This is a genomic window from Vibrio sp. SCSIO 43009, from assembly GCF_023716525.1.
Taxonomy (GTDB): domain Bacteria; phylum Pseudomonadota; class Gammaproteobacteria; order Enterobacterales; family Vibrionaceae; genus Vibrio; species Vibrio alginolyticus.
On sequence record NZ_CP071842.1, the window covers coordinates 1,615,032 to 1,641,487 of the forward strand.

26 protein-coding genes and 2 pseudogenes are annotated in these 26,456 nt (G+C 42.8%); 16 read left to right on the forward strand and 12 right to left on the reverse strand.

Annotated features, from left to right (window positions below):
• The first annotated feature begins 177 nt into the window (after window positions 1–177).
• The 10 genes from ccoN (at window position 178) to uspE (ending at window position 9,179) form a co-directional block, all read left to right on the forward strand.
• Window positions 178–1,605 (forward strand): cytochrome-c oxidase, cbb3-type subunit I, encoded by a 1,428-nt coding sequence (gene ccoN, locus J4N43_RS07670; protein ID WP_005396488.1) that lies wholly within the window; start codon window positions 178–180, stop codon window positions 1,603–1,605.
• 12 nt (window positions 1,606–1,617) lie between these two features.
• A complete protein-coding gene (gene ccoO / locus J4N43_RS07675) occupies window positions 1,618–2,238 on the forward strand; it encodes a cytochrome-c oxidase, cbb3-type subunit II (RefSeq protein WP_005377475.1) in 621 nt (206 codons plus the stop codon).
• A 9-nt stretch (window positions 2,239–2,247) separates the two neighbouring features.
• The gene (locus J4N43_RS07680; RefSeq protein WP_005377485.1) at window positions 2,248–2,421 is read left to right on the forward strand and encodes a cbb3-type cytochrome oxidase subunit 3; all 174 of its coding nucleotides are present in this window, start codon (window positions 2,248–2,250) and stop codon (window positions 2,419–2,421) included.
• Window positions 2,421–3,395 (forward strand): cytochrome-c oxidase, cbb3-type subunit III, encoded by a 975-nt coding sequence (gene ccoP, locus J4N43_RS07685; RefSeq protein WP_062730609.1) that lies wholly within the window; start codon window positions 2,421–2,423, stop codon window positions 3,393–3,395. The genes J4N43_RS07680 and ccoP overlap by 1 nt, the downstream gene beginning before the upstream one ends.
• Before the next feature lie 105 nt (window positions 3,396–3,500).
• Window positions 3,501–3,977 carry a FixH family protein gene (locus J4N43_RS07690; RefSeq protein WP_005377489.1) on the forward strand — a complete coding sequence of 159 codons (477 nt, stop codon included), beginning with the start codon at window positions 3,501–3,503 and terminating at the stop codon, window positions 3,975–3,977.
• Between the two features lie 4 nt (window positions 3,978–3,981).
• Window positions 3,982–6,345 (forward strand): heavy metal translocating P-type ATPase, encoded by a 2,364-nt coding sequence (locus tag J4N43_RS07695; RefSeq protein WP_042522977.1) that lies wholly within the window; start codon window positions 3,982–3,984, stop codon window positions 6,343–6,345.
• Window positions 6,346–6,360: 15 nt separating this feature from the next.
• On the forward strand, window positions 6,361–6,525 hold the full coding sequence (gene ccoS, locus J4N43_RS07700; RefSeq protein WP_005377493.1) for a cbb3-type cytochrome oxidase assembly protein CcoS: 165 nt from the start codon (window positions 6,361–6,363) through the stop codon (window positions 6,523–6,525).
• Window positions 6,526–6,533: 8 nt separating this feature from the next.
• Entirely contained in the window at window positions 6,534–7,214 is a 681-nt protein-coding gene (locus J4N43_RS07705; protein ID WP_062730610.1) for a sulfite exporter TauE/SafE family protein, read from the forward strand.
• Window positions 7,215–7,304: 90 nt separating this feature from the next.
• The gene (gene fnr, locus J4N43_RS07710; RefSeq protein WP_005377497.1) at window positions 7,305–8,051 is read left to right on the forward strand and encodes a fumarate/nitrate reduction transcriptional regulator Fnr; all 747 of its coding nucleotides are present in this window, start codon (window positions 7,305–7,307) and stop codon (window positions 8,049–8,051) included.
• 180 nt (window positions 8,052–8,231) lie between these two features.
• A complete protein-coding gene (uspE, locus tag J4N43_RS07715; protein ID WP_005377500.1) occupies window positions 8,232–9,179 on the forward strand; it encodes a universal stress protein UspE in 948 nt (315 codons plus the stop codon).
• Between the two features lie 140 nt (window positions 9,180–9,319).
• On the opposite strand, the gene ttcA is transcribed toward uspE, so the two are convergent.
• The 4 genes from ttcA to J4N43_RS07735 all read right to left on the reverse strand — a co-directional run bounded on the left by ttcA (window position 9,320) and on the right by J4N43_RS07735 (window position 12,714).
• A complete protein-coding gene (gene ttcA, locus J4N43_RS07720) occupies window positions 9,320–10,213 on the reverse strand; it encodes a tRNA 2-thiocytidine(32) synthetase TtcA (protein WP_005377502.1) in 894 nt (297 codons plus the stop codon).
• Window positions 10,214–10,411: 198 nt separating this feature from the next.
• Window positions 10,412–11,074: a DUF2987 domain-containing protein gene (locus J4N43_RS07725; RefSeq protein WP_042522976.1), complete on the reverse strand. Its 663-nt coding sequence runs from the start codon at window positions 11,072–11,074 to the stop codon at window positions 10,412–10,414.
• Window positions 11,075–11,087: 13 nt separating this feature from the next.
• Entirely contained in the window at window positions 11,088–11,924 is an 837-nt protein-coding gene (locus J4N43_RS07730) for a glucosaminidase domain-containing protein (RefSeq protein WP_017634900.1), read from the reverse strand.
• Window positions 11,917–12,714 (reverse strand): DUF2189 domain-containing protein, encoded by a 798-nt coding sequence (locus tag J4N43_RS07735; protein ID WP_005389175.1) that lies wholly within the window; start codon window positions 12,712–12,714, stop codon window positions 11,917–11,919. The genes J4N43_RS07730 and J4N43_RS07735 overlap by 8 nt, the downstream gene beginning before the upstream one ends.
• A 400-nt stretch (window positions 12,715–13,114) precedes the next feature.
• Between J4N43_RS07735 and potA the strand changes: the two genes are divergently transcribed.
• From potA to J4N43_RS07760, 5 genes are all read left to right on the forward strand, one after another.
• Window positions 13,115–14,230, forward strand: coding sequence for a spermidine/putrescine ABC transporter ATP-binding protein PotA (gene potA, locus J4N43_RS07740; protein WP_017634901.1), 1,116 nt, complete (start codon window positions 13,115–13,117; stop codon window positions 14,228–14,230).
• Complete coding sequence (gene potB / locus J4N43_RS07745; protein WP_005377512.1) at window positions 14,211–15,071, forward strand: spermidine/putrescine ABC transporter permease PotB; 861 nt, start codon at window positions 14,211–14,213, stop codon at window positions 15,069–15,071. The genes potA and potB overlap by 20 nt, the downstream gene beginning before the upstream one ends.
• Complete coding sequence (gene potC, locus J4N43_RS07750; protein WP_005389180.1) at window positions 15,071–15,841, forward strand: spermidine/putrescine ABC transporter permease PotC; 771 nt, start codon at window positions 15,071–15,073, stop codon at window positions 15,839–15,841. The genes potB and potC overlap by 1 nt, the downstream gene beginning before the upstream one ends.
• 102 nt (window positions 15,842–15,943) lie before the next feature.
• Entirely contained in the window at window positions 15,944–16,975 is a 1,032-nt protein-coding gene (locus J4N43_RS07755) for an extracellular solute-binding protein (RefSeq protein WP_053350754.1), read from the forward strand.
• 249 nt (window positions 16,976–17,224) lie between these two features.
• Entirely contained in the window at window positions 17,225–18,262 is a 1,038-nt protein-coding gene (locus J4N43_RS07760) for an extracellular solute-binding protein (protein ID WP_053350753.1), read from the forward strand.
• An 88-nt stretch (window positions 18,263–18,350) separates the two neighbouring features.
• Here J4N43_RS07760 and cobB read toward each other — a convergent pair whose 3' ends face one another.
• Entirely contained in the window at window positions 18,351–19,082 is a 732-nt protein-coding gene (gene cobB, locus J4N43_RS07765; RefSeq protein ID WP_005377522.1) for a Sir2 family NAD+-dependent deacetylase, read from the reverse strand.
• Window positions 19,083–19,200: 118 nt separating this feature from the next.
• Between cobB and J4N43_RS07770 the strand changes: the two genes are divergently transcribed.
• The gene (locus J4N43_RS07770) at window positions 19,201–19,374 is read left to right on the forward strand and encodes a hypothetical protein (RefSeq protein ID WP_170960418.1); all 174 of its coding nucleotides are present in this window, start codon (window positions 19,201–19,203) and stop codon (window positions 19,372–19,374) included.
• Between the two features lie 32 nt (window positions 19,375–19,406).
• Here J4N43_RS07770 and J4N43_RS07775 read toward each other — a convergent pair whose 3' ends face one another.
• From J4N43_RS07775 to J4N43_RS07805, 7 genes and pseudogenes are all read right to left on the reverse strand, one after another.
• Window positions 19,407–20,627: an ammonium transporter gene (locus J4N43_RS07775; protein ID WP_062730611.1), complete on the reverse strand. Its 1,221-nt coding sequence runs from the start codon at window positions 20,625–20,627 to the stop codon at window positions 19,407–19,409.
• Window positions 20,628–20,969: 342 nt separating this feature from the next.
• Window positions 20,970–21,080 (reverse strand): annotated as a pseudogene (locus J4N43_RS24630) (immunity 49 family protein); the annotation flags it as partial.
• A 9-nt stretch (window positions 21,081–21,089) separates the two neighbouring features.
• Entirely contained in the window at window positions 21,090–21,668 is a 579-nt protein-coding gene (locus J4N43_RS07780) for an ankyrin repeat domain-containing protein (protein WP_242013340.1), read from the reverse strand.
• 627 nt (window positions 21,669–22,295) lie between these two features.
• On the reverse strand, window positions 22,296–23,195 hold the full coding sequence (locus tag J4N43_RS07785; RefSeq protein ID WP_053350751.1) for an immunity 49 family protein: 900 nt from the start codon (window positions 23,193–23,195) through the stop codon (window positions 22,296–22,298).
• Window positions 23,196–24,089 (reverse strand): annotated as a pseudogene (locus J4N43_RS07790) (RHS repeat-associated core domain-containing protein); the annotation flags it as partial.
• Window positions 24,090–24,176: 87 nt separating this feature from the next.
• Window positions 24,177–24,731: an imm11 family protein gene (locus tag J4N43_RS07795; RefSeq protein ID WP_053350748.1), complete on the reverse strand. Its 555-nt coding sequence runs from the start codon at window positions 24,729–24,731 to the stop codon at window positions 24,177–24,179.
• Window positions 24,732–25,490: 759 nt separating this feature from the next.
• Window positions 25,491–26,390: an immunity 49 family protein gene (locus J4N43_RS07805; RefSeq protein WP_062730612.1), complete on the reverse strand. Its 900-nt coding sequence runs from the start codon at window positions 26,388–26,390 to the stop codon at window positions 25,491–25,493.
• Window positions 26,391–26,456 lie beyond the last annotated feature (66 nt).

Sequence of the window (26,456 nt, forward strand, 5' to 3'; positions counted from 1 at the left end):
GTCATTGAATTGTTAATTCAAGTATAGTGTCACGCTGAAAATGCCACTTTTTATTAAAGTCAGCAATGGAAATAAGGTGATGATAACACTTGAATTCTAGAGTTTACTTGGGTGGTGTTACGACGCAAGTCGTGTTGGAAGTAAAAGTGTAGTTAATTAGAAATTGGAAGCATGCAAATGAGCCAAGTAAAGCAGCTTGAACAAAACTACAACTATACAGTCGTTCGCCAATTTACCCTTGTGACCATTTTATGGGGCATAGTTGGTATGGCTGTTGGTGTTTTGATTGCCGCTCAATTAGTTTGGCCACAGCTAAACTTTGATACGCCGTGGTTGACGTACAGTCGCTTACGTCCACTGCATACTAATGCGGTAATTTTTGCGTTTGGTACCAGTGCTCTGTTCGCAACGTCTTATTATGTTGTACAGCGCACATGTCAAACACGTCTTTTTGGTGGCCCACTCGTTGCCTTCACCTTTTGGGGTTGGCAAGCAATCATCCTGGCAGCAGCCATTACTTTGCCTCTCGGTTTAACATCGGGTAAAGAGTATGCTGAGCTAGAATGGCCTATTGATATCGCAATTGCGCTAGTATGGGTATCATATGCGGTGGTGTTCTTCGGCACACTAGTGAAGCGAAACACGTCACATATTTATGTGGCAAACTGGTTCTTCGGTGCCTTTATTATCACAGTAGCAGTACTTCACATCGTGAACAGCATGGCTATTCCTGTGTCACTTGGTAAATCTTACTCGATTTACTCGGGCGCAGTGGATGCGATGGTTCAGTGGTGGTATGGACACAATGCGGTAGGTTTCCTACTGACCGCTGGTTTCCTAGGTATGATGTACTACTTCGTTCCTAAACAAGCTGAACGTCCTGTTTATTCTTACCGTCTATCTATCGTTCACTTCTGGGCACTTATTTCTCTATATATTTGGGCAGGCCCTCACCACCTTCATTATACAGCGCTGCCAGACTGGACTCAGTCTCTAGGTATGGTTATGTCGCTGGTTCTATTTGCTCCTTCTTGGGGTGGTATGATCAACGGTATTATGACGTTATCTGGTGCATGGCATAAGCTTCGTTATGACCCTATCCTACGTTTCCTAATCGTTTCACTGTCGTTCTACGGTATGTCTACCTTTGAAGGCCCGATGATGTCGATTAAGACGGTTAACGCACTTTCTCACTACACAGACTGGACCATTGGTCACGTTCACTCTGGTGCGTTAGGTTGGGTTGCGATGGTCTCTATCGGCTCTGTATATCACTTGGTACCTCGCCTATTTGGCCAAGAGCGTATGTACTCTGTTGGTCTAGTTAATGTGCATTTCTGGCTAGCAACAATCGGTACCGTTCTTTACATCGTTGCGATGTGGATCTCTGGTGTAATGCAAGGTCTTATGTGGCGCGCGGTTAACTCTGACGGTACGCTAACTTACAGCTTTGTTGAATCTGTAGAAGCGTCTTATCCTTTCTACTTTGTACGTTTCCTAGGCGGATTTATCTTCCTATCAGGTATGTTCCTAATGGCATACAACACGTACAAAACGGTAAGTGCACCTAAAGAAAGCCTAAAAGCTATCCCACATCCGGCATAAGGAGATTTAAGAATGAGTAATAATTCTAATAATCGCCATGAAATCTTAGAACGTAATGTCGGTTTGTTGGCTATTTTTATCGTGTTTGCTATCAGTTGGGGTGCTCTTGTAGAGATCACTCCTCTGATTTTCCAAAAGCAAACGACTGAACCTGTAGAAAATCTGCGCGCTTACACTCCTTTGGAGATGGAAGGTCGTGATATCTACATCCGTGAAGGTTGTAACGTTTGTCACAGCCAGATGGTTCGTCCTTTCCGCTCAGAGACTGAACGTTACGGTCACTACTCTGTTGCTGGTGAGAGTGTTTGGGAACACCCATTCCTTTGGGGCTCTAAGCGTACAGGCCCGGATTTAGCTCGTGTTGGTGGTCGTTATTCTGACGAATGGCACCGTGTTCACCTGTTAGATCCTCGTGAGCTTGTACCTGAGTCAAACATGCCAGGTTTCCCGTGGCTAGCTGAAAACGTTTTAGACGGTAAGCTAACTCAGAAGAAACTTGAGCTATTTCGTGATCAGTTCGGCGTTCCATACACTGATGAAGAGATCGCGAATTCGGCTAAAGAAGTAGAAGGTAAAACAGAGATGGATGCAATCATCGCTTACCTTCAGTCTCTTGGTCATGCAATGAAGTAAGGGGATCATATGGATTTCGGTACAATTCATAGTATTTATACCGTTGTACTCTTCGCTAGTTTTATTGGCATCGTATGGTGGGCATTTAGTAAAAAGCGTAAAGCACGCTTTGAAGAAGATGCCAACTTGGTGTTTGCTGACGAAGAACAAAAGACCCCTAATAACCAAGGAGTGAAGAAGTAATGACTACATTCTGGAGTCTCTGGATTATCGTGATTACTGTCGGTACGCTAGTAGGCTGTGCGATTCTCCTGACTTGGTGCGCTAAAGATAAAATGGGCGTCGAGGAAGGGGAAGACATGGGCCACGAGTACGATGGTATTCGCGAGCTAAACAACCCTCTACCAAAGTGGTGGACTTACCTGTTTGTAAGCACATTTGTGTTCTCAGCAGTTTACCTTGCCCTATTCCCAGGTCTAGGTAGCTTCAAGGGCTTTTTAAACTGGCAGAGTTCGGCTCAAACCGTTCGCTCACTAGAAGAGTCAAAAGAAGCCATCGCTGCAGCACAAGAGAACAAGCAACTAAACCAATATGCAAAAGAACTGGATGATGCCGACGCTTACTTCGGCGAAGCATTCCGTAAACTTGCGCACAATGACAGTGGTCTACGCCCAATTCCTGAAATTGCGCAAGATCCTGAAGCATTAAAAGTTGGTCAGCGTTTGTTTTTGCAAAACTGTTCTCAATGCCATGGCTCTGATGCACGTGGTCAGAAAGGCTTCCCTAACCTGACTGATGATGCATGGCTATATGGTGGCGAGCCAGCAGCGATCGTTACAACCATCATGCACGGCCGTATTGGTCAAATGCCAGCATGGAAAGATGCCCTTGGTGAGCAAGGTGTTCAAGAAGTTGTAAGTTACACACTTAGTTTATCTGGTCGTAAAGTAAATGCTCGTGAAGCCGCGGCAGGTAAAGCACGCTTCGTAGTGTGTGCTGCTTGTCATGGTACCGATGGTAAGGGTAACCCTGCAGTCGGTGCGCCTGACCTTACAGACCAAGACTGGTTATTTGGTGACTCTCGTGCAGCTGTAACAGAAACCGTAATGAACGGACGCTCAGGCGTAATGCCTGCGTGGAAAGACATTTTGGGTGAAGATAAAGTTCAGCTCGTTGCCTCATATGTCTGGAGTTTAAGTAACTCAGAGAGTAAGTAACTGAGATATTACGTAACATAGCAATAACAGCCCCTTTCATAGGGGCTGTCTTTCCTTTAAATTTAACGCCTTACATTTTTTCATTTAGCTGTTGAGAACTTTTTTATGGTAAAGCCTTGGTATAAACAATTTTGGCCGTGGTTCCTAATCATCCTTCCTCTTACTGTCGTAGTTTGGACTGTGATTACTGTGGTCGTTTTCTCGAACAACTCTGTTTCTTTAGTCGCCGAGGATTACTATAAAAAAGGCAAAGGCATTAATATCGACATTAGTAAAATGAATGTCGCTCGTGACCTAGGTCTTAACGCTGAGATTTCCTCTGAAAATAACAATGTTGTGATTGTTTTCGCTAAAGGGAAGCTACCTCATTACCCTGCTCTAACGGCCACTTTCACTCATCGTACTCTTCCTGATCGTGACTTCACAAAGCTTGTAACAGCGGATGCATCTGGTAATTACCGACTAAAAGCTGAGGAATCTATTCAAGGACCATGGTTTGTTGAACTACAACCACACGACAAGCAATGGATGATCCAAGGTAAAGTTGAGTTTCCTGCCTCTTCAACACCGTTAATGAAGTAAGCATATGTGTAAATCCTGTTATCACTGCGGTGAAGATGTACCAGCCAACACGGATTTCAAAGTAGAAATATTGGGTGAAATTCGCGACATGTGTTGTCCGGGCTGCGAAACTGTGGCGCAGACTATTGTCGATAGTGGTCTTGTATCATATTACCAATACCGCACTGCGCCTGCAGAAAAGGCAGATCTAGTACCAGAGCAACTCCAAGCTTTAATTCATTATGACAATGCGGATGTACAATCTGAATTCGTACGAAATCGCGAAAATGTTTCTGAAGTAACCCTTTCTTTGGAAGGCGTTTCATGTGCCGCTTGTGCGTGGTTAATCGAAAAGCAAGTTTCTAATACGGCCGGGTTGGTATCTATCCGTGTTAATACAACCACCAATCGAGCGTTACTAGCATGGGATAAAACTCAGGTACGGTTAAGCGAGCTCCTTTCCGTTATTCATAAACTTGGTTACAAAGCTGCACCTTTTGAAGCAGATAAGCAAGAAGCCTCTTACCATCGAATGATGAAGCAATATCTATATCGGCTAGGTATTGCAGGTTTAGCAACCATGCAGGTCATGATGCTCGCCGTTGCACTGTATCTCGAAGTCTTTGGTGATTTAGAGCCAGAGTTTAAAAGTTACTTTCGTTGGGTAAGTTTGATTTTTGCTACTCCTGTTTTGCTTTATTCCGCTCTTCCATTTTACTTAAACGCATGGCGCAGTATCAAAGGCCGAACCCTTGGTATGGATGTCCCGGTTTCTATTGCGTTGATCTTTGCCTATGTTGCAAGTTTAGTTGCAACAGTAACTGAACAAGGCGAAGTCTTCTTTGAATCTATCTCGATGTTTACCTTCTTTTTGTTAGTAGGTCGATTCTTAGAGATGCGCGCTCGTCGCAAAGCTGCTGCAGCGAGTGGTAACCTTCTTAAGTTGATTCCGGCAATTGCTACAACGCTGGACGGTGATCAGATACCCGTGAAGACGCTAAAAGTTGGCGTTCGTATTCGCGTTCTACCTGGTGAACATATCCCCGCTGACGGTAAAGTTATTTCAGGCCGTATTCATATTGATGAATCCATGCTAACGGGTGAGTCAGTGCATGTTGTGAAACGAGAAGGCGATATTGTTTATGCGGGAACGCTAAACGGAGACGAATCATTTGAACTTGAGGTAGTAAGCTCAAAGGCCGATTCAATGATTTCTAACATCGTGCGTTTACAAGATGAAGCTCAACACTCCAAACCTAAAATTGCGGAAATTGCAGACATTGTCGCCCGTTACTTTGTTGGTGTGATTCTTATTATCTCTGCTGGTACTTGGTTTTACTGGCATCAAACAAAACCAGATGATGCGTTTTGGATCATGCTGTCTGTGCTAGTCGCTACGTGTCCATGTGCGCTATCTCTGGCCACACCGACCGCACTCACTTGTGCTACCTCTAGAATGGGTAATTTTGGCATTTTACTTCGTAAAGGCCATGTGTTTGAGACACTATGTAAGATCAACCACTTAGTTGTAGATAAAACAGGCACTCTAACGAAAGGTGATATTGAGATCTGTGAAACAAAGATACTTAGTGATCTCCCACAGAAAGATTGTCTATCACTAGCTGCAGCTTTAGAGGCTCATGCAAACCACCCTATCGCTCGTTCTTTTGCAACTTACACCAATGATGACTTTATCGTGTCTGACGTGCAAAACGTGATTGGTTCAGGGATTGAGGGTATGTGGAATGGCAAAATCGTTAAGATAGGTAGTGCTGCTTTTGTTCAAGGCAAAGAAAGTGGTGAAAGCCAGGCGGTCTATCTGTCGGTTGATGGCAAGCATGTCGCTAGCTTTTACTACCGCGACCCTATCCGAAAAGAAAGCAAAGCCTTTATTCAACGTTTTGCTGACGCTGGAATTAAGACAACCCTGCTAACTGGTGATTCTCTCTCAAACGCCCAACCAGTGGCGAATGAAATTGGTATCGATCACATCGTCGCGTCAGCAAAGCCAGAAGATAAGCTTGCATACCTTAAGAGCTTGGACGAAAACAGTATCACTATGATGGTTGGTGATGGAATCAATGACGCGCCGACTCTCGCCGGAGCTCACCTTTCTGTCGCAATGGGCGGTGGTACAGATGTCGCTAAAGCTTCTGCAGATATGACGTTACTTGGGGATAATCTCGAAAAGCTACTAGAAGCACGTTTGCTTGCACTGCGTACAAGAAAGATTATTCGAGAAAACTTGGCTTGGTCTTTGGGTTACAACCTGTTAATTTTGCCTTTGGCGGTCGCAGGTTTAGTGGCTCCCTACATTGCAGTAGTTGGCATGTCTGCAAGCTCAATTATCGTTGTATCTAACTCTTTGCGCCTGCTCAAAGAGAAATAAGTAGAGAAAGCAAACATGGAAAGTCTTTATATATTGATTCCCATCGCTATCGTTCTCGTTTGTGTTGCTGTCGCCGTTTTTCTTTGGGCGGTAAGAAGCGATCAGTTTGAAGATCTTGAACGGCAAGGGCACAACATTCTTCTCGACGAAGAAGACCAATCTAATAGTGATAAAAAGTAGCGACCTTTATGACTCCTGATTTTATCGGTGCGTTGATGATCGGCTTAGTAGGAGCCGGTCATTGTATGGGTATGTGTGGTGGTATCGCGTCTCTACTTACCATGGGCTCTTCTGCTAAAAATAAAACTACCCCTCTTATCCCCCTCTTCTACAACCTCGGACGATTGATCAGTTATACCTTAATAGGTGCATTAGTGGGTGGTGCTATATCAGGTTTATCTGAGCTTAGTGGGTTAACGCACTCTCTTGCTTGGTTAAGGCTGATTGCTGCGTTATTCATGTTCCTGGTCGCGCTGTATATTGCTAAATGGTGGCAAGGCTTACTTTTAATAGAAAAGCTAGGGCAGTATATCTGGCGCTTTATCTCGCCGGCAGGGAAGAATCTGTTGCCACTAAAGCATCCTCTTCACGCGTTGCCATTTGGCTTTATTTGGGGTTGGTTACCATGTGGCTTAGTTTATTCAGCGCTTACTTGGTCGGCGGTTTCTGGTAGTGCGATGAACGGCGGCCTAATTATGCTTGCGTTTGGGCTCGGAACGCTACCTGCAATGCTTATTATTGGATACGGTGCCAATCATTTTCAGAAATTACAAAAATCATTAATATTTAGAAATATTTCAGCATTAATCCTTATTGGCTATGGTACGTATACCGCTGTAGGAGCCTTAGCGTTACTCGGTTTCATATAACGTTAAACTCTATTGAGGTGACATTTTTGCTACCCTTTAGGATTAAGCGATGCTAAAATATTGATGTATATCAAATAGTGAAAGGTTGTTATGATTTCTGAAAAACCTGCAACAAAGCGTATCCAATCAGGCGGTTGCGCCATTCATTGCCAAGATTGTAGCATTAGTCAACTGTGTATCCCGTTCACTCTAAATGAGGCAGAACTTGATCAGCTTGACCAAATCATCGAACGTAAGAAGCCTATTCAAAAAGGACAAGAGCTTTTTAAGGCCGGTGATGAGCTAAAATCGCTATACGCTATCCGCTCTGGTACCATCAAGAGCTATACGATCACAGAGCAAGGTGATGAGCAAATCACAGCGTTTCACTTAGCTGGAGACTTAGTCGGTTTCGATGCTATCACTGGTGACTCCCACCCTAGCTTTGCTCAAGCACTCGAAACGTCGATGGTATGTGAAATCCCATACGAAATTTTAGACGATCTATCGGGTAAAATGCCTAAGCTTCGCCAGCAAATCATGCGTTTGATGAGTAACGAAATTAAAGGTGATCAGGAAATGATTTTGCTTCTTTCTAAAAAGAACGCAGAAGAGCGACTAGCTGCTTTCCTTTACAACCTATCAACGCGTTTTTCTCAGCGTGGCTTCAGCCCTAGAGAGTTTCGTTTAACTATGACTCGTGGTGATATTGGCAACTACCTTGGTCTTACAGTCGAAACGATCAGTCGTTTGTTAGGTCGTTTCCAGAAATCTGAGATCCTAAGCGTAAAAGGTAAATATATCACTATCTTAGACCACGATGCATTGATGGAACTTGCTGGTGTAACTAAAGAATAATACACCCTAATTATTGATGTAGCTCGAAAATGAGCTACATCATATTTCTCATAAATTCCTTTCGAAAGTCCTCAAAAAGTTCTCCAAACTAAGCTACAGTAAAAATGTACGGTGAGTACTCCAAAATACTGATTTAATTTACATTCAGTATCTGGTTTTGCAATAGAAGTGGGCTTAGTTATGAGTATATACAGTAAGATCCTTGTTGTAGCTGACATCAATAATGATGAGCAGCCCGCACTTGCAAGAGCTGTTCAATTAGCTCAGAAAAGTGTATCTAGAAGCCGAATCACTTTCTTTTTATCCATTTACGATTTCTCGTATGACATGACGTCAATGCTATCAGTGGATGAAAGAGATGCTATGCGTCGAGGTGTCATTCATCAGCGTGAGCAGTGGATGCGTAAAATTGCTCAACCATACCTAAACGATGGCTTCGACTTTGATGTTTGTGTTGTCTGGCACAACCGCCCTTATGAGGCGATTATTGCTGAAGTCTATGCAGGCAATCATGACCTAGTCATCAAAGGCACACGTAAGCATGATGTTTTAGAGTCTGTCATTTTCACACCGACAGATTGGCACTTGTTGCGAAAATGCCCTATTCCAGTGCTTCTTATTAAGAATGCTGCTTGGCCGGAACAAGCAAGTATCCTTGCCTCAGTACATGTGGGCTCAGAAAACCCGACTCATATTGATCTCAACGATACGATGGTCGAGCGATTAAAAGAAATCACCACTCGGCTTGAGGCCAAGCCATATCTTGTTAACGCCTACCCCGTTACACCGGCGAACATTACGATTGAACTTCCTGAATTTGACCCAACGACTTATACCGATGCAGTGCGAGGTCATCATTTAACGGCTATGAAAGCACTACGCCAAAAACATGGTCTTGATGAAGAACAAACGATAGTTGAGCAAGGTTTACCTGAAGATGTCATTCCGGCAGCTGCAGAGCGCTTGAACGCAGCAATGGTTATTTTAGGTACCACAGGGCGAACAGGGCTTTCTGCTGTCTTTATTGGTAATACAGCGGAGCACGTAATTGATAAAATAAATTGCGACGTGTTGGCTCTAAAACCAAAAGGCTACATTAGCCCTCTCGACCCAAATACAGCAACCTAATCTCTCTTTAGTATTGCTATGTATTGAGCGCTTTCAAATAAGCGCTAATAAATCCCCCGAATACAGGGGGATTTTTGTTTGGGAACAGTTAAAGCGTTGGGTACAAAAAAGGAGGTCTAATTAACCTCCTTTTTTACGAGTTAGATGTTCGTAACATCGATGAACATCGATTCATCAATATTCGTCGAAGAAACGACAGCCTCATTAAATTCATACTCTTCGCGGTTACCTTCACGATCTAGCGGTAAGTTAACAAAGTCGAACAATTCGCGGTCTGCTAGTTGGCTTGGGCTTACGTTTTGAATTGATTTAAAAATTGCTTCCACACGCCCTGGCGTCTTCTTATCCCATTCAATCAACATTGCTTTTATAGATTGACGCTGAAGGTTCTCTTGAGAGCCACAAAGGTTACACGGAATTATTGGGAAATCCTTGTGCTCAGCGTATTTGATCAAATCTTTTTCACGACAGTAAGTCAATGGACGAATGACCACGTTACGGCCATCATCAGAGCGTAGCTTTGGTGGCATCGCTTTAAGGCGAGAGCCGTGGAACATATTCAAGAACATTGTTTCGACGATGTCATCCATGTGATGACCTAGCGCAAGCTTAGTTGCACCAATCTTCTCTGCAAATGAATACAGCGTACCACGTCGCAGGCGTGAACACAGACCACAAGTGGTTTTGCCTTCTGGTACCTTCTCTTTTACGACGGAATACGTGTCCTTATCGACGATATAGTAAGGGATATTCAGTGTTTCGAAATACTCTGGCAGAATGTGCTCAGGGAAGCCCGGTTGTTTTTGGTCTAGGTTTACCGCAACCACTTCAAATTTGATCGGTGCGGCTTTTTGAAGATTCAGCAGGATATCAAGCATCGCGAATGAATCTTTACCACCGCTAATACATGCCATTACAACATCGCCTTCTTCGATCATGTTGTAATCAGTAATGGCATTTCCAACATGTCTTCTTAGGCGTTTCTGAAGCTTGTTGAATTCTAGGGTTTCTTTTCTTGTATCTATTTGGTTCATTGCGGGCTCTCACATCGCCGATAAATCGACTAGGACTTCCTAACATGGGTTTCTTTGGGGCGTGGATTATACGAGCTTTTTACGCAGGATTAAATGCTTGTCTTATTGAGTCTTTAAGAAAAGAGTGTGAAAGATACTTTAGTTACGGTCAAAATTAAAAAAGAGCTGCGATTGCAGCCCTTTCTAAACGTTCAGTGTTCATTTCTTTGCGTTAGGTAGATAAGGTAACACTCGCATCGTCGGTTCTGGTAGTGTCATTGTGCCACCTTGCCCTATTTCACTTAGTGCGACTTGTATCTTGCCATTGACAATTGGCTTTTCGGTTCCGTTTGAGAAAATCACTTTATCATTCAGTTGATTTGCAAACTCCATCGTCACACCTTGAACTTCCGGTGTAAACCAACCCGCAAACATACCGCCTAAATCTTCCAGCATCGTCTGCATTTGAGGTAGAAGAGGCTTAAGTTGCTCGTAAGAAACGTTACCCTGTAATGGTTCTTTGGTCATCACGACAAGTGAGTAATCGCAACGTGTATCTTTTGGGGTATCGATAAAAACCAACGGATTCGCTGACTTTAAGTTTTTATCAACAGGTAAAGGCAACTCTTGTGAAGCAGGGATAACAAACTCTTCATAGTGCTCTTCTTTTTCCATCCAAGCTTTTTCTATCGTACAAATTTGTTTAGTTTTTGCGTCCACAAAAAAGACACCAACTTTCACATCGTCATGCCCTTCTTTATTGTTGTTTTTTAGTTGAGTGTATAACTTTGAGTACGTGAACATGTACTCTTGAGCTTGGGTTATCGGCGATACAAGAATTAGCGCCGCACTTCCCAATAGACTTAGGCTTAACTTTTTCATTTTATCCGTTATTTTATTGCGTCCAGTAGGCGTTGTTATGACGAATCATAGCGCGAAGATCGTGTACATAGGCGATGCCACGTTCAGAATAGGCTAGCAACCCATGCGTTAACTCTGACGCGGTTGCAACCGTTAACAAGCCCTTGTTCTTTTCAGCCAGAGATGTTCTGATTTCACGCAGGTCTGCATACGCTGGGTTTCGATTAACATTCATAAAGTAGCCATGAACAGACTGTTGTACAGAATCGAATTTTTCAACTTCATGAACTTTGTTAGCGCCACGTTGCGCTGGAACAATTCCACAGCCCTTTTTATAACACCATTGGCCGAACAAGTTGTTTGCTTGAGTAGCAAAACGAGAAGTGCCCCACGCAGATTCATTTGCCGCTTGAGTTAGAACCAAGGCTTCAGGTAAGACGTTCACTCGCACAAGCATCTCGTCTAGCCATGCTTGATCAATCTTATCGTTACTCAAGGGCAACGAATACAGAGATGATAACCGCTGAGCATACTCTTGTTGTTCTTGCGTCACTTGTCCCACCTTTAAAGAGGTAAGAAAGGCCCGCTCATGACGAATTCGTTGATTCTCAAGAGCAATTTTAGGCCTTAAAAAATCAAAAAAAGCAGCTTTTTTCTCTTTCGTATCTTTTATTGAATTGAAGTCTGGGATATCACCGATGTATGGCAAGTGTGATAAATCGACATGCTTAATCTTGCCAGAGAGTACGTCAGGATTTTCCACATATTTAAACTGTTTCTCGTAGTGTAAATATGGGCCTATAGAAATAAAAGTGGCGGCTATACAGGTTGCCGCCACTCGTAAACTTATTGATTTCAAAGAATTAGGCATCAAACACCTGTGAGTTACCATCGTGATCATTATCGTTTTTCTGTGTTGTAACGATCTTAAGCTTAATTCCAAACATTTCGCGGTAGAGTATGCCTTTCAAATGGAAGAAGAATGGCAGCACAAAAATCAAGCCAATACCGTAGAACATTGCTGCAATAATAAACATTAACATCACGCCTAAGTAAAGCCCCGCGACCACAAAAATCTTCTTGTTGATTGCGCGAAGTGATAACAGCAACGCTTGCATTGGTGGCACCCTTTTCTCACAAATCAACAAAATAGAGTGACTAAATGCCAAGGAAAGATACAGCGACAGTAAAGGAAAAATCATACCAACCACACCTTGTAGCATTAAGCTCATGAGCGTTGCTAGAATAACAGGAATGGTGAACTGCAACCCCTTTCCAACATGGCGCAACTTAGTCTTCAGGCCGGCGACATGGCTCATAGCCATCAAGCTGATCCCCGCATAAATTGGTGCGCTAATCACCTCATAACTGAAATTCGCGACATAAATAGAAGACACAATATCGTTTGTGAACGACTCTGGGTTCTCAAATGCATCAAGAATAACGCTCAAATCGCCCAACTGCAGTTTTAATGCAATATAGAAAATACCTAACTGGACAAAAAGCAATACAATAATGGCAGGAGAAAATGATAAAAAGTGCTGGATGGTTGCTCGCCAAGCTTCGTTAAAAACCGCGCCAGCTTTAAGCTCGTAGTTGCCAGACAAAGCTCGCTCTACACTCCCCCCAAGATTGAAATCTTTCTCAAAATCGTCGTTCATAGTTTATCCAAGACTAACTTGTAAAATTTTGACTGGAATTCCAGTCAATTAATGTAATCGTCATTATAAAGAAATCTTTCCACATCTAACATCACAACTCACCTACAATCCTTGCAATCTCAACTGTATGGTTGATAATTAACCACTTTCAAGGTCATGAAATTGAAACAATTGTTGAACAAAGTTTAGTGCTATCAAACTGTGTCTAGATGCCAATTAATCTCATAAAAACAGTATGGTAAGGAATGATGGCTTTTTCCTGCAAAATTATTTCTGTTTCAAGATAAGAAAATGCTTTAATTTCACACTTTTGGTGATTATGATGCGCGCCTCAAAAGTGAATGGTTAGTGTCACATCAGCTGGGATAATCCCGGCTTGAACGTGGGGGAAATACAGACGTTGAACGCAAAACCGCAAGCAGGAAAGCCAGTTATTCGTTTATCTGGTATTAGTAAAAGTTTCGATGGTAAGGAAATCATCGGTAATTTAAATCTGGATGTTAATCATGGTGAATTTCTGACGATTCTCGGGCCTTCTGGTTGTGGTAAGACAACAGTTTTACGCATGATTGCAGGTTTTGAAACGGCAGATAACGGTCAAATTATTTTGGATGACCAGGATGTAACACAGGTTCCTGCAGAGCAAAGGCACGTCAACACGGTATTTCAAAGTTACGCATTGTTTCCACACATGACCGTATATGAGAATGTCGCTTTTGGTCTTCGTATGCAGAAAACGCCTACTGCGGACATTGAACCACGAGTAATGGAAGCACTGCGCATGGTGCGCCTAGAAAAAATGGCACAGCGTAAGCCTCATCAGCTTTCTGGTGGTCAGCAACAACGTATCGCCATTGCGCGTGCGGTTGTTAACAAACCAAAAGTACTGCTGCTAGATGAATCTCTATCGGCACTTGATTACAAACTGCGTAAGCAAATGCAAATCGAGCTTAAACAGCTTCAGCGTCAACTTGGTATTACCTTTATCTTCGTTACGCACGATCAGGAAGAAGCCCTATCGATGTCTGACCGCATTATTGTAATGCGCGATGGTGTTATCGAGCAGGATGGTTCTCCACGTGAGATTTACGAAGAGCCGAAGAACCTATTTGTTGCTCGCTTTATCGGTGAGATCAACGTATTCAACGCAACCATGCTAGAGCGTATCGACGAGAAACGTATCCGTGCAGAAATCGAAGGTGTCGAATCTGTTGTTTACTACGATCAGGAAGCGCAAGCAGGTGAAAAACTGCAAGTACTACTTCGCCCAGAAGACTTACGTATCGAAGAGATCAAAGAGTCTGAAGAAAAAGGCATCGTAGGTCACGTAACAGAGCGTACCTATAAAGGTATGACGCTTGATTCAGTTATCCAATTGGATTCGGGCATGCGTGTAATGGTTAGCGAATTCTTTAACGAAGATGATCCTGATGTGGACCACTCACTTGGCCAGAAAGTCGCTATCACTTGGGTTGAGAGCTGGGAGGTAGTCCTCAATGATAAGCAAGAAGATTAATCTTCAAAACGCGATCATTACCTTAATCGTCGGTTGGTTAACACTTTTCGTGTTGGTACCAAATGTGATGATTATCGGTACGAGTTTCTTAACGCGTGATGAAGCAAACTTAATCGAAATGACATTTACTTTCGACAACTACTTACGTCTACTCGACCCCTTGTATGCGAAAGTGCTGATGCACTCGTTCTACATGGCGATCGTGGCGACGTTGTTGTGTTTAGTAATTGGTTACCCATTTGCTTACATCATAGCGAAAATGCCAGAGAAATGGCGCCCATTCATGTTGTTCTTAGTTATCGTACCTTTTTGGACAAACTCTCTTATCCGTACTTACGGCCTGAAGATTGTTCTGGGTACACAAGGTATTTTGAACAAATCATTAATGGCGATGGAAATCATCGATAAGCCATTACGTATTATGTACACCGAAACAGCAGTAATGATTGGTCTTGTGTACATCCTGCTTCCATTTATGATTCTGCCGCTTTACTCGGCAATCGAGAAGTTGGACAACACTTATATCGAGGCGGCGAAAGATCTTGGTGCGAACAAGTTCCAAACCATTACGAAAGTGATTCTACCTCTGACAATGCCTGGCATTATCGGTGGTTGTTTGTTGGTTCTGCTACCAGCACTAGGTATGTTCTACATCTCTGACCTTCTTGGTGGTGCGAAGAACCTACTGATTGGTAACGTTATTAAGAGCCAAGTATTGAACGCTCGTGACTGGCCATTTGGTGCTGCGACCAGTATCGCCCTCACCTTCGCAATGGCTGTGATGCTTTACGCTTACTACAGAGCAGGCAAACTATTGAATAAGAAAGTGGAGCTAGACTAATGGGACGCACAGTTAGATTTAGCTTTATGGCGCTGGTGTATGCATTTTTGTATCTGCCAATCATCGTCTTAATTGTTAACTCATTTAATGCCAACAAATTTGGTATGAAATGGGGTGGTTTCACCACGAAATGGTACGAAACCTTAGTAAATAACGACAGCCTAATGCAAGCTGCATGGCATTCATTGAACGTAGCGGTATTCTCAGCGACAGCAGCAACCATCATTGGTAGCTTAACGGCCGTTGCCCTATTCCGTTACTCGTTCAAAGGTAAAGGTGCGGTAAACGGCATGCTGTTTGTCGTGATGATGTCTCCCGATATTGTAATGGCGATTTCATTACTTGCTCTGTTCCTAGTATTAGGCGCACAGCTTGGCTTCTTTACACTATTGATTGCTCACATCACCTTTTGTCTACCATTCGTTGTGGTAACTGTATACAGTCGCTTAAATGGCTTTGATGTGAAAATGTTGGAAGCAGCAAAAGACCTTGGTGCAAGCGAGTGGGTTATCTTGAAACAGATCATCCTTCCTCTCGCTAAACCAGCGGTTGCCGCAGGTTGGTTATTGAGCTTTACCCTGTCTTTGGACGATGTGATCATCAGCTCGTTTGTAACGGGTCCAACATACGAAATCTTGCCATTGAAGATTTACTCCATGGTTAAGGTGGGCATTTCACCGGAAGTGAACGCCCTAGCAACGGTGATGTTGATTGTTTCTTTGGTCTTGGTAGTAATTTCTCAGTTGCTAGCAAGAGAAAAAGTGAAGTAGAATCCGCACCTGTTAACATCACGAAACAGAATGGTTACATGCCATTCTGTTTTTCTATCTATCGTCCAAAATTGGACAACGTTTGGTTTGGAGCTAACGTCAATGAAAAAATGGGCTACTCTATTAGCTGGTAGTGCATGTGCGCTTTCTCTGTTCTCTGGTACAGCGGCAGCGGATGATAAAGAACTAGTATTTATGAACTGGGGTCCTTACATCAACAGTAATATCCTAGAGCAATTTACTAAAGAAACTGGCATCAAAGTGATCTACTCGACTTACGAGTCGAACGAAACTTTGTATGCAAAGCTAAAAACTCATAACCAAGGTTATGACCTAGTAGTACCTTCAACGTACTTCGTGGCGAAGATGCGTGACGAGGGCATGCTACAAAAGATCGATAAGACTAAGCTGAAAAACTTCGGCAACCTAGATAAAAACTACCTAGACAAGCCTTACGATCCAAGTAACGACTACTCTATTCCACACGTTGTTGCGATTACAGGCCTAGCGGTTAACGCAGACATGTACGACCCAAAAGACTTCCAAAGCTGGGCTGACCTATGGAAGCCTGAGCTTGAAGGTCAAGTAATGTTGATGGACGACACTCGTGAAGTATTCCATATCGCTCTGCGTAAACTTGGCTACTCAGGTAACTCAAAAGACCCTAAGCAAATCGATGAAGCGTACGCTGAGCTACAAAAGTTGATGCCAAACGTTCTAGTTTTCAACTCTGACAACCCAGGCGCACCTTACATGTCTGGCGAAGTGGGCGTTGGTATGCTTTGGAACGGTAGCGCCGCAGCGGCACAAAGTGAAGGCCTAAACCTTAAACTCGTTTTTCCTAAAGAAGGCGGTATCGGCTGGGTTGATAACTTCGCTATCTCTTCCGGTGCGAAGAACGTAGAAGCCGCTCACAAGATGATCGACTTCCTACTGCGCCCAGAAATCGCAGAGCAAATCTCTCGTGATACTGGCTACCTAACGGCGGTGGAAGAATCGAATGCTAAGTTTAAAGACGTTGCCCCGCTGTTCCCTTCTCAAGAAGACCTTGACCGCGTTGAATGGCAAGATGCGGTTGGTGATCTAACCGTTAAATACGAAGATTACTTCCTAAAGCTGAAAGCGGGACAATAATCTAGCTTGTGTAACAAGCCATCAACCATAGGAAAATAGGCAGCAATACGCTGCCTATTTTTGTCTTAGGCTGATATAATCGCGCGTTGCTAGGTTTATTTGTCTTGGTATCATAGATTTATCGTCTCATAACAAGGAGACAACGATATTCAAGCTAAATAAACAGATTTGTGCTTACTGCGATTTGGCTCAACTTGATAACTCCAGCTAGTATTGACTTGTCCAATCGCGAAACAAAACGGAAAACAAATGAAAAGTAAATTCTACGCAAGCGCTCTATGTGCAGCGACGCTCATCGCTACCCCTGCAATGGCTGCTGATCAAGAACTGTATTTCTACAACTGGTCGGAATACATTCCAAACGAAGTTCTTGAAGACTTTACAAAAGAAACCGGAATCAAAGTTATTTACTCTACATACGAATCTAACGAGAGTATGTACGCAAAACTAAAAACTCAAGGTTCTGGTTACGACTTGGTAGTACCGTCTACCTATTTCGTCTCTAAAATGCGTAAAGAAGGCATGCTACAACAGATCGACAAAGAGAAATTATCTCATTTTGCCGATCTTGATACTAACTTCCTAAACAAACCGTTCGATCCGAACAACAACTACTCTATCCCATACATTTGGGGTGCGACCGGTATTGGTATCAATGCTGACATGCTAGACAAGTCATCGGTTTCTACATGGGATGATTTCTGGGATAGCAAGTGGGAAGGTCAACTAATGCTGATGGATGATTCTCGCGAAGTATTCCACATTGCATTGACTAAGCTTGGTTACTCACCAAACACGACTAACCCAGAAGAAATCAAAGCCGCTTACGAAGAACTGAAAAAGCTAATGCCAAACGTATTAGTATTTAACTCAGACTTTCCTGCAAACCCTTACCTTGCGGGTGAAGTTTCACTAGGCATGCTTTGGAACGGTTCTGCATACATGGCTCGTCAAGAAGGCGCGAACATCGACATCATCTGGCCAGAAAAAGGCACTATCTTCTGGATGGACAGCCTAGCAATTCCAGCTGGTGCGAAGAACGTTGACGCAGCTCATAAGATGATCGATTTCCTACTACGTCCTGAGAACGCAGCTAAGATTGCACTTGAGATTGGTTATCCTACGCCAGTTAAAACGGCACACGATCTGCTACCGAAAGAATTTGCTAATGATCCAAGCATCTTCCCACCACAAGAAGTGATGGACAGCGGTACTTGGCAAGATGAAGTTGGCGAAGCGAGCGTAATGTACGATGAGTACTTCCAAAAGCTAAAAGTGAACAACTAATTCGTTAGTTTTAAAGATATGAAAAAGCGGCTCATGAGCCGCTTTTTTGTTCTTAATGACAAGAAAAAAACTCTTCCTGTTGAAGTTATTACGCTCTTTCTTTTCCTTCTAGAGCCAGTATCTCGTCAACTAATTTTGGAACCTCAACGCTTGCTTTTCCGTAGCGTTTTTCCTCAAATTCACTTTCTACCGCACTAGGTTCTAGGTTAATTTCAATGGTATGTGCGCCGTGCATTTTTGCATCATGAACAAAACCTGCTGCGGGATACACAACGCCAGAAGTCCCAATAGAAATAAACAAATCTGCTTCTTCTAATGACGCGTAGATATCACCCATTCGCAGTGGCATTTCACCAAACCAAACAATATGTGGTCGCATTTGTGAAGGGATCTGACAACAGTGACAAAGCTCGCCGGTCTTAATGTCCTCATTGTGCTCTACTACTTGGTTAGATTCACTACAGCGGGCTTTGAGCAACTCACCATGCATGTGAATCACATTCTGACTGCCGCCTCTTTCGTGAAGGTTGTCTATATTTTGAGTGATGACCGTCACTTTACCTTCTAACTCAGCCTCTAAACGACCCAATGCTTCATGCGCTGCATTAGGCTTTATCGCATTATCTTGAAGTTTCTTGCGGCGTTGGTTGTAAAAATCTTGAACAAGGTCCGGATCGCGAGCAAACCCTTCAGGCGTTGCTACATCTTCGATACGGTGATTCTCCCATAGGCCATCTTGCGCACGAAATGTTTGAATACCAGATTCGGCCGAGATACCTGCACCAGTAAGTACTACAATATTTCTATAAGGGAAATTCATAACTCATCCTTGCTGTTTTTTCATTAGCTTAACACTGAAAGAATAGCAACAGTAGTAATATGGATTAGACCATAGTCGTAATGGTCACTATTAGAATTACAATTTAAGAGGAACAGCAATGAGACAAGTATCTCTAGCGTTTATATTGCTTATGACTTTGGCAGGCTGTCAACTTACCAATGTTGAAGGCGAAGTCGATGATGTAAAGGTAAGAGTCAGCACCAGTGATGATGACCATCGAGGTAATGGTAATTTCTGTCCTCCTGGCCAAGCCAAGAAAGGCAATTGCTAAAAGAGCGGCTTTATGCCGCTCCCATATTGGCCTCAATCCTCGTTGGTCGAAGATATTTTATGAATGGCTAGGTCAGCGCCATTGAATTCGTCTTCTTCTGAAAGCCTCAGTCCCATACTGGTATTAATCGCACCGTAGACTACAAGTGCACCAAGCACTGCGATGGAAAGGCCCAAAAGCGTTCCTAGAAGCTGAACGATAATGCTCACGCCACCTAGCCCACCCAATGCGCTTTGACCAAAAATCCCAGCGGCAATACCACCCCAAGCGCCACATACACCGTGTAAAGGCCAGACACCTAGCACATCATCAATCTTGGTTTTGTTTTGTAGGTGGGTAAAAAGATAAACAAATAGCACGCCAGCAATCGCACCTGTTACTAAAGCACCGATAGGATGCATTAAGTCTGAGCCCGCACATACAGCAACCAAGCCAGCTAGTGGGCCGTTATGAATAAAGCCAGGGTCATTCTTACCAGCCAACAGTGACGCGACAATGCCCCCGACCATTGCCATCAATGAGTTCATAGCCACCAAGCCACTTATGCCTGACACAGTTTGAGCTGACATGACGTTGAAGCCAAACCACCCCACACATAAGATCCAAGCTCCCAAAGCCAAAAACGGAATATTCGAAGGTGCAAAGTTGGTATGCTTTCCTGCTCGAACTCTGCCTTTTCTCATGCCCAAAAACACAACGGCAACCAGCGCTATCCAGCCGCCAACACCATGTACAACGACTGAACCTGCAAAATCGTGGAAGCCATAACCAAAGGTATTTTCAAACCAAGCTTGAACACCAAAGTTTCCGTTCCAGATCATTCCCTCAAATAACGGGTATACGATGCCGACAGTGAAAAATGTTGCGATAAGAATCGGATAAAAACGAGCTCGCTCTGCGATACCACCAGAAACAATAGCAGGAATCGCTGCAGCGAAGGTCAGCAAGAAAAAGAACTTCACCAACTCGTAACCATTGCCTTGAGATAATGTCTCTGCATCAGCAAAGAAGGTGCCGCCATAAGCGACCCAGTATCCAATGAAAAAATACGCAATGGCGGAAATACCGAAATCGGCCAAGATTTTAACTAAAGCATTAACTTGGTTCTTTTGGCGCACGGTTCCTACTTCAAGAAAAGCAAAACCAGCATGCATCAAAAAGACCATGATTGCGCCAAGTAGTAAGAAAAGTGTGTCGGAACTTTGCGCGAGAGTTTGTACAGCGCCGTGTACCTGATTGGCAGTTACACTCATTATGATTGTCTCCGTTGATCTGTAGCGCACTTATCCTGTGCATCAAAGTTAGGCTCATCACCAATTTGGTGAACTTGGTTTATAGAGCGTCTAACAGAGCAATTCTCATTCCATAATTTACATTTCTAACACTTACACTTTAATTTATTGTTTTGTATGAACTTTAATAAAATTACGCATTCTTGAAATGGTGCTTAACATGCTAATAAATGCACCAATATGGTTTTAGTGCACCAACACAATGCGCACTATATGGTTCAACAAACAGCAAACTCTCTACCATAAACGTAAAAGCCACCCCATGAGAGGTGGCTCATATACGGAATTGCTAACTAAAGGGGTTTATCGAGTGATCTTCCCTGCTTTTACATCTTCTAACCAACGTCCTTCGACAAGATAGGGTGGAAGCCAACCGGTTTCAACAGATAGACGGTTGCCTTTGTCGTACCATATTAACTTCTACTAAGCGTGCCTATTGTGCTCTTTAATCATTTCTGCGATTTCCTTGCGTCCCCACTCATAAGTAAACGCTATAGCGTCCATGTCTTTCATAGAGTTACCAGTATATTTAACCTTTGTATCTATACCAGCTTTTAGTAATAGCTCCACAATATTTTTATGACCTGCATGGATCGCAGCAAACAATGGGTTGCGGTCTGGTTCAGATATATCCATCACTGCATTTCTTTCTAGAAAATAGGTAAGTAAGTCTAAATGACCTTCATATGCAGCTGTATTTAAAGGAGTTACACCTGAAGGCCCCCCCTTAACATTTACATCAATACCTAGATTCACCAGAAGCTCTACAATTTTATCTTGCCCTTGCTCCGTTGCGATATGCAACCAAGAACCCAGAGGCGTAATTAGATGAAGTAATTTGTCATCTCCTGAGAGAATTTTTTCAACCTCACTCACGTCACCGGATCTAATCGCGGCCATTACATCTTTTGCGCTATGCTCACCTGCCATCTTTATCTCCTCAGCTGCGGTTTTAACCAGTAATTTTAAAGCATTAACTATATCACCGCGTTTACCCAACATTTATCTGTCACTTTAAGAGTATCAACAACCTGCCGCAACGCATAAATATCATACTGACCTTGAATCCGATTTGGAGCCCACACTAAGTTCTCGTGGTCAAATATTGGATCAATGCCATATTTCCTCAAAAGAATTTGGCCCTCAGTAACGAGAGCTTGTTGCTCTGCCCCCAAGCCCTTCTTAAAGAGTATGTGGATCCGGCATGTCTTTAGGAGGAGGCCCCACGACAGACCTTAAATATGCTCCAAAATCAAAGGCTTCATCAGAGTTCTTCGTCTCCAATAACAATCCTTGTAAAATTCGCAAACTGTCACTTTGCTCCAAAGATGTTTTCGTCCTTGATTTTCTGCGATAGCGTGTGCGTTAACAAAATCCTCTATCTTGAAGACATAATGGACTTAGGCCTACTATCCTCTGAACAATTGATATAGCGATAAAAATAATTTTGTTCTCTCGCAATCAATATGGTTTAAATCGTGCTCATATCGAATATGATTTTTAACTTTGAGTTTTCGGATAATGCCACCAATGATGGGTCGTTCGACAAACAACAATCTCCCCACCTTAAACGTAAAAACCACCTCAAGATAGAGATGGCTTATATGCTGAATTGCTAACTAAAGGAGTTTATCGAGAGACCTTCCCGGCTTTTACTTCTTCTAGCCAACGTCCTTCAACGAGATAGGGAGGAAGCCAACCAGTTTCAATAGATAGATGGTTGCCTTTGTCGTACCACATACAAACCATGCCAAGCAGAGGGAAATTAATGAGCGTGCGGATCCCCAATCTTTCTGGTCCTAGCTCTCGGAGATGATATTTCTCTTGGAACTGTAGATTTTTGACTAACACTTCCTCAAAATCATAACCAATGTCGGTGGTAAGCGCTGCAAAGGTTTCTAAAACCCCCATCGCAATTTCCAACGCCCAATCATCACCCTGAGCAACTGCCGCGCCCATCGCGGCCACCAGTTTATCAGTGTAGTCCGATGTGCGGTGATGGAACGATTGAATGACATCTACTAACATGTAAGACAGCTCACCCGCTTTGGTAGAGCTCTGTCTCATCAAAGAAATCGAAAAGTTCGCTAACACATCCATGTTAGCTTTGTCACGAACGATGACAGAGGTAAAATACGCATCTAGCCACATTGAGGGGCAAATGAAGCCTGTTTTTAAAATACCTTCGCCTTTCCATGTTACTTCTGGATAATCAGGTAATTTAATGCTTTGAGGCTCGCTTGGCTTGATGGCAAGTTGATGGTAAAAAGCACGCATCAATGATGCCTCATAAAGGCAAAGTGTTCCGATTTGTTCAGTTTCTATTGAAGATGGAAAGCAACTATACCACCTCACTTGTTCTGAAACATCGTCGCTAAGAGCGACTAAGTTCTCCCTGCGGATTGCTATTAGCTCTTTGCGCTCATCTAAATCTTCATTGATATACATTTGGTAGTCAGCGACATCATTTGGTGTCAATTGAGGTTCCGCCTTTCTCTTCATGCTAACTTTATTTTTATTATCAGACATTTAATCCAGTCCTAATTCTACGTTAAATTCTTTTACATTAACTGAAGAAACCTCTCCAGCATCAGAAATAGCCGCTGCGGTGTGAATATATCTAACAGGAGTTTTTTTTCTCAATGCTTTTTATACTTCTGGCCGCTTTCCATTCGGTTGTATCTTTGTCCTTTTGAGCCATTAGAACAGTAATTGCAGTTGCATATTCAGTTGTCCCTTGCTGATATGCCATGTTACCTATCTTACGGCTGCGCAGCGGGCTGCTCCCTCCTTTGGCCTCAACAATTATAATTTCACCTAGTGGCGGCTCTGCCACCTAGTAAACCATATCAAAATCGCCCGGCTTCTAAATTTACCTTAGGGATGAAGCAGCTTAGCATTAGGACGTTTACTCCGGACAAAGTCATCCGCGGCTAACTCACCAATTTTTGCAGATTTCTGATTAATCTTGGCGATTTGAGCGTTATATCCATCTTCGCCAGTTCGAGCCTTCCTAGCCTCTTAACGCTCTTTCAAACACTCTTCAATTTTTGCTTTGTTTCGTTCTATTAGCTCATAATCACTCATATAGAGCTCTGAGTTTTCTTTATACTCTGCTTTATTCAGCACAAGATCTTCAGTGAAGATCGTGCAACCTTCTTCCCCGCCAACTTTCTCAGAGTCAAAAACATGCGCATTGACAAATTCCTCAATCCCAACAACATACTGCACTTCGTGTCTGCTGCCATCTTCTCCGACGGATGACTCTTTTACAGCGTTTAAAATCTGATCGCAAACCTCTTGGGGGGCATCGCTTTGGGCCTGATACTCTGCCAACATTTGACCCAAGCGTTTTAGCCCTTCTTCACACAAGAAGCCTGTTGGGTCAATCCACTGGATAGGATTGACTGCATATTGGTAATGCCACTATTGACAGTTCAACTAACAAGCTCCCAATCATAAATATAAAAGCCACCTCGTAAGAGATGGCTAAAAAATACCCGAGGAGCTCTAAAAAGGACGCCATTCACTTTCTGACTTAAATACCACTCCTGAAAAATCTTTGTTCTCGATTAATTCAGCCAGTTTTTCATCGACACATAATAACCACTCGATAGCATCCAGTTGAAATATAGTTTTCTGCATTTCAATATCTTTCTTAAGGACAACTCGATCAATTGAATCAACCTCTCCATCAAACTCACTAAATATTGAATGATTTCTATCCAGTAAATCGCAAATCGCAAGAACATTTAAAAAATAGTATTCACCAAAACTTTTACCTTGGTAATTAACCTCAACCGGTAGGAATTCAACTTCACTCGTTTGTGTGTGCTTAGAAATTAAATCAGATAACCGTCGACTCACGATTAATAAAGGACCACTAAGAAAACTATCCGCAGGCTTGTCATCTGATATGACATCAATAGTAACTTTTGGCCATTTGTCTCCTAGGGCAACGCCTCCCGTCAGCTTCAATCCTATTAATACACTAGACTGCGTTACTTTGCCTTGAGTAAAATCGGAATCTCTATCTACCTTGTTGGTCCAAATTTTAAGTGTCATTACTACTTCCTACTTTTCCATTGCGGATCATCCAATTGCGATCGAGCTTCATTCTTTTCCAGAGCATTCCTAATGTTACTTTCTGTTTTTCCAATTTCATCTACAAAAATCATATCATCGATCAAACCACGACCATACTTAGTTTACAACGCTCTCATTTCTCGTCGAACTAAAGCACCTGAGAACCTTGGTGCCTTGCACTTAGATGTCTACCCACGTGTAAGGGAAGGCCTATTTCGACAGATGTTTTAATATTAGTTGGAAGTGCAATCCCATTTGCACCTCTGTTAATGTTGTAATCAAGTTCGGTAGCTCTATGCATGACCGGATATTCCTGAGCAATATTGATACTAATTTGGTGATTTCCAGCATGGTTTTCAGGTAATCCGCCAACTATTTCGTTATTTAACTTGAGCCCACAACCTCTTCTTAAAGAACCGCCATAATAATTCGCAACACTCCCCTCCTTTGAGTTTTATTTAAGGGGATGATTTGGACAATTTCCTCTATACCTACAACATATTGAACTTTGCGTTTACTACCATCTGAATGATTGATATAACGATGAAAAGTAACTTCGTTCTTCTCGCAATCAATATGGTCTAAATCGTATTCATATCGAATATGATTTTTAACTTTGGGTTTTCTGATAATGCCACAAATGATGGGTCGTTCGGCAAACAACAAACTCCCCACCATAAATATAAAGCCATTTCAAGAGAAAGATGGCTTATAGACTGAATTGCTAACTAAAGGGTGTTATCGAGTGATCTTCCCTGCTTTTACATCTTCTAGCCAACGTCCTTCAACAAGATAGGGTGGAAGCCAACCGGTTTCAACAGATAAACGGTTGCCTTTGTCGTACCACATGCAAGCCATGCCAAGCAGAGGGAAATTAATGAACGTGCGGAGCCCTATTCTATCTGGTCCTAATTCTCTAAGATGATATTTCTCTTGGAACTGTAGGTTTTTAACGAGCACTTCCTCAAAATCATAACCAATGTCGGTGGTAAGCGCTGCGAAGGTTTCTAGGATCCCCATCGCAATTTCCAACGCCCAATTATCCCCTTGAGCTACCGCTGCGTCCATTGCTGCAACCAGCTTATTAGGATAATCCGATGTGCGGTTGTGGAACGACTGAATGACGTCTACTAGCATATAAGACAGCTCACCCGCTTTGGTAGAGCTCTGTCTCATCAAAGAAATCGGAAAGTTCGCCAATACATCCATACTAGCTTTGTCACGGACGATGACAGACGTAAAATAGGCATCTAACCATCGATTAGGGTGTAAACATCCAGTTTTCAAAATACCTTCACCTTTCCAGGTCACTTCTGAATAATCAGGTAATTTAATGCTTTGAGGCTCGCTTGGTTTGATGGCCAGTTGATGGTAAAAAGCACGCATCAATGATGATTCATATAGACATAGCGTGCCGATTCTCTCATCATCGTCTAATGGAGGTAACCATGTATACAGACGGAGCTGATAAGAAATACCATCGCTCAAGTAAACCAAGTTTTCTCTTTTTATAGATATGCGCCTTTTCCTTTTGTCTAAACTCTCTTTTATTTCTTCTCGATAAGCTTCTCTTTCAAAATCACTTAGTTCAACATGAGCTACTCGTTCAACCTTTTTTACCTCTGAGCTATCAACCACTTCTGAACTCTCCTATATCTATATCAAACTCTTTTGCTTTGAACTTGGAAACCTTACCGCTAGAGG

What these genes read in the sequence shown, in the direction of transcription:
- J4N43_RS07770 (WP_170960418.1), top strand. Translation starts at nt 19,201, where the DNA reads ATGAGACAAGTATCTCTAGCGTTTATATTGCTTATGACTTTGGCAGGC.
- J4N43_RS07760 (WP_053350753.1), top strand. Translation starts at nt 17,225, where the DNA reads ATGAAAAGTAAATTCTACGCAAGCGCTCTATGTGCAGCGACGCTCATC.
- ttcA (WP_005377502.1), bottom strand. Translation starts at nt 10,213, where the DNA reads ATGAACCAAATAGATACAAGAAAAGAAACCCTAGAATTCAACAAGCTT.
- J4N43_RS07730 (WP_017634900.1), bottom strand. Translation starts at nt 11,924, where the DNA reads ATGCCTAATTCTTTGAAATCAATAAGTTTACGAGTGGCGGCAACCTGT.
- ccoP (WP_062730609.1), top strand. Translation starts at nt 2,421, where the DNA reads ATGACTACATTCTGGAGTCTCTGGATTATCGTGATTACTGTCGGTACG.
- J4N43_RS07780 (WP_242013340.1), bottom strand. Translation starts at nt 21,668, where the DNA reads ATGTTGGGTAAACGCGGTGATATAGTTAATGCTTTAAAATTACTGGTT.
- J4N43_RS07705 (WP_062730610.1), top strand. Translation starts at nt 6,534, where the DNA reads ATGACTCCTGATTTTATCGGTGCGTTGATGATCGGCTTAGTAGGAGCC.
- potC (WP_005389180.1), top strand. Translation starts at nt 15,071, where the DNA reads ATGGGACGCACAGTTAGATTTAGCTTTATGGCGCTGGTGTATGCATTT.
- cobB (WP_005377522.1), bottom strand. Translation starts at nt 19,082, where the DNA reads ATGAATTTCCCTTATAGAAATATTGTAGTACTTACTGGTGCAGGTATC.
- ccoS (WP_005377493.1), top strand. Translation starts at nt 6,361, where the DNA reads ATGGAAAGTCTTTATATATTGATTCCCATCGCTATCGTTCTCGTTTGT.
- ccoO (WP_005377475.1), top strand. Translation starts at nt 1,618, where the DNA reads ATGAGTAATAATTCTAATAATCGCCATGAAATCTTAGAACGTAATGTC.
- uspE (WP_005377500.1), top strand. Translation starts at nt 8,232, where the DNA reads ATGAGTATATACAGTAAGATCCTTGTTGTAGCTGACATCAATAATGAT.
- J4N43_RS07795 (WP_053350748.1), bottom strand. Translation starts at nt 24,731, where the DNA reads ATGACACTTAAAATTTGGACCAACAAGGTAGATAGAGATTCCGATTTT.
- J4N43_RS07755 (WP_053350754.1), top strand. Translation starts at nt 15,944, where the DNA reads ATGAAAAAATGGGCTACTCTATTAGCTGGTAGTGCATGTGCGCTTTCT.
- fnr (WP_005377497.1), top strand. Translation starts at nt 7,305, where the DNA reads ATGATTTCTGAAAAACCTGCAACAAAGCGTATCCAATCAGGCGGTTGC.
- J4N43_RS07775 (WP_062730611.1), bottom strand. Translation starts at nt 20,627, where the DNA reads ATGAGTGTAACTGCCAATCAGGTACACGGCGCTGTACAAACTCTCGCG.
- J4N43_RS07680 (WP_005377485.1), top strand. Translation starts at nt 2,248, where the DNA reads ATGGATTTCGGTACAATTCATAGTATTTATACCGTTGTACTCTTCGCT.
- J4N43_RS07690 (WP_005377489.1), top strand. Translation starts at nt 3,501, where the DNA reads ATGGTAAAGCCTTGGTATAAACAATTTTGGCCGTGGTTCCTAATCATC.
- J4N43_RS07725 (WP_042522976.1), bottom strand. Translation starts at nt 11,074, where the DNA reads ATGAAAAAGTTAAGCCTAAGTCTATTGGGAAGTGCGGCGCTAATTCTT.
- ccoN (WP_005396488.1), top strand. Translation starts at nt 178, where the DNA reads ATGAGCCAAGTAAAGCAGCTTGAACAAAACTACAACTATACAGTCGTT.
- J4N43_RS07695 (WP_042522977.1), top strand. Translation starts at nt 3,982, where the DNA reads ATGTGTAAATCCTGTTATCACTGCGGTGAAGATGTACCAGCCAACACG.
- J4N43_RS07735 (WP_005389175.1), bottom strand. Translation starts at nt 12,714, where the DNA reads ATGAACGACGATTTTGAGAAAGATTTCAATCTTGGGGGGAGTGTAGAG.
- potB (WP_005377512.1), top strand. Translation starts at nt 14,211, where the DNA reads ATGATAAGCAAGAAGATTAATCTTCAAAACGCGATCATTACCTTAATC.
- J4N43_RS07785 (WP_053350751.1), bottom strand. Translation starts at nt 23,195, where the DNA reads ATGTCTGATAATAAAAATAAAGTTAGCATGAAGAGAAAGGCGGAACCT.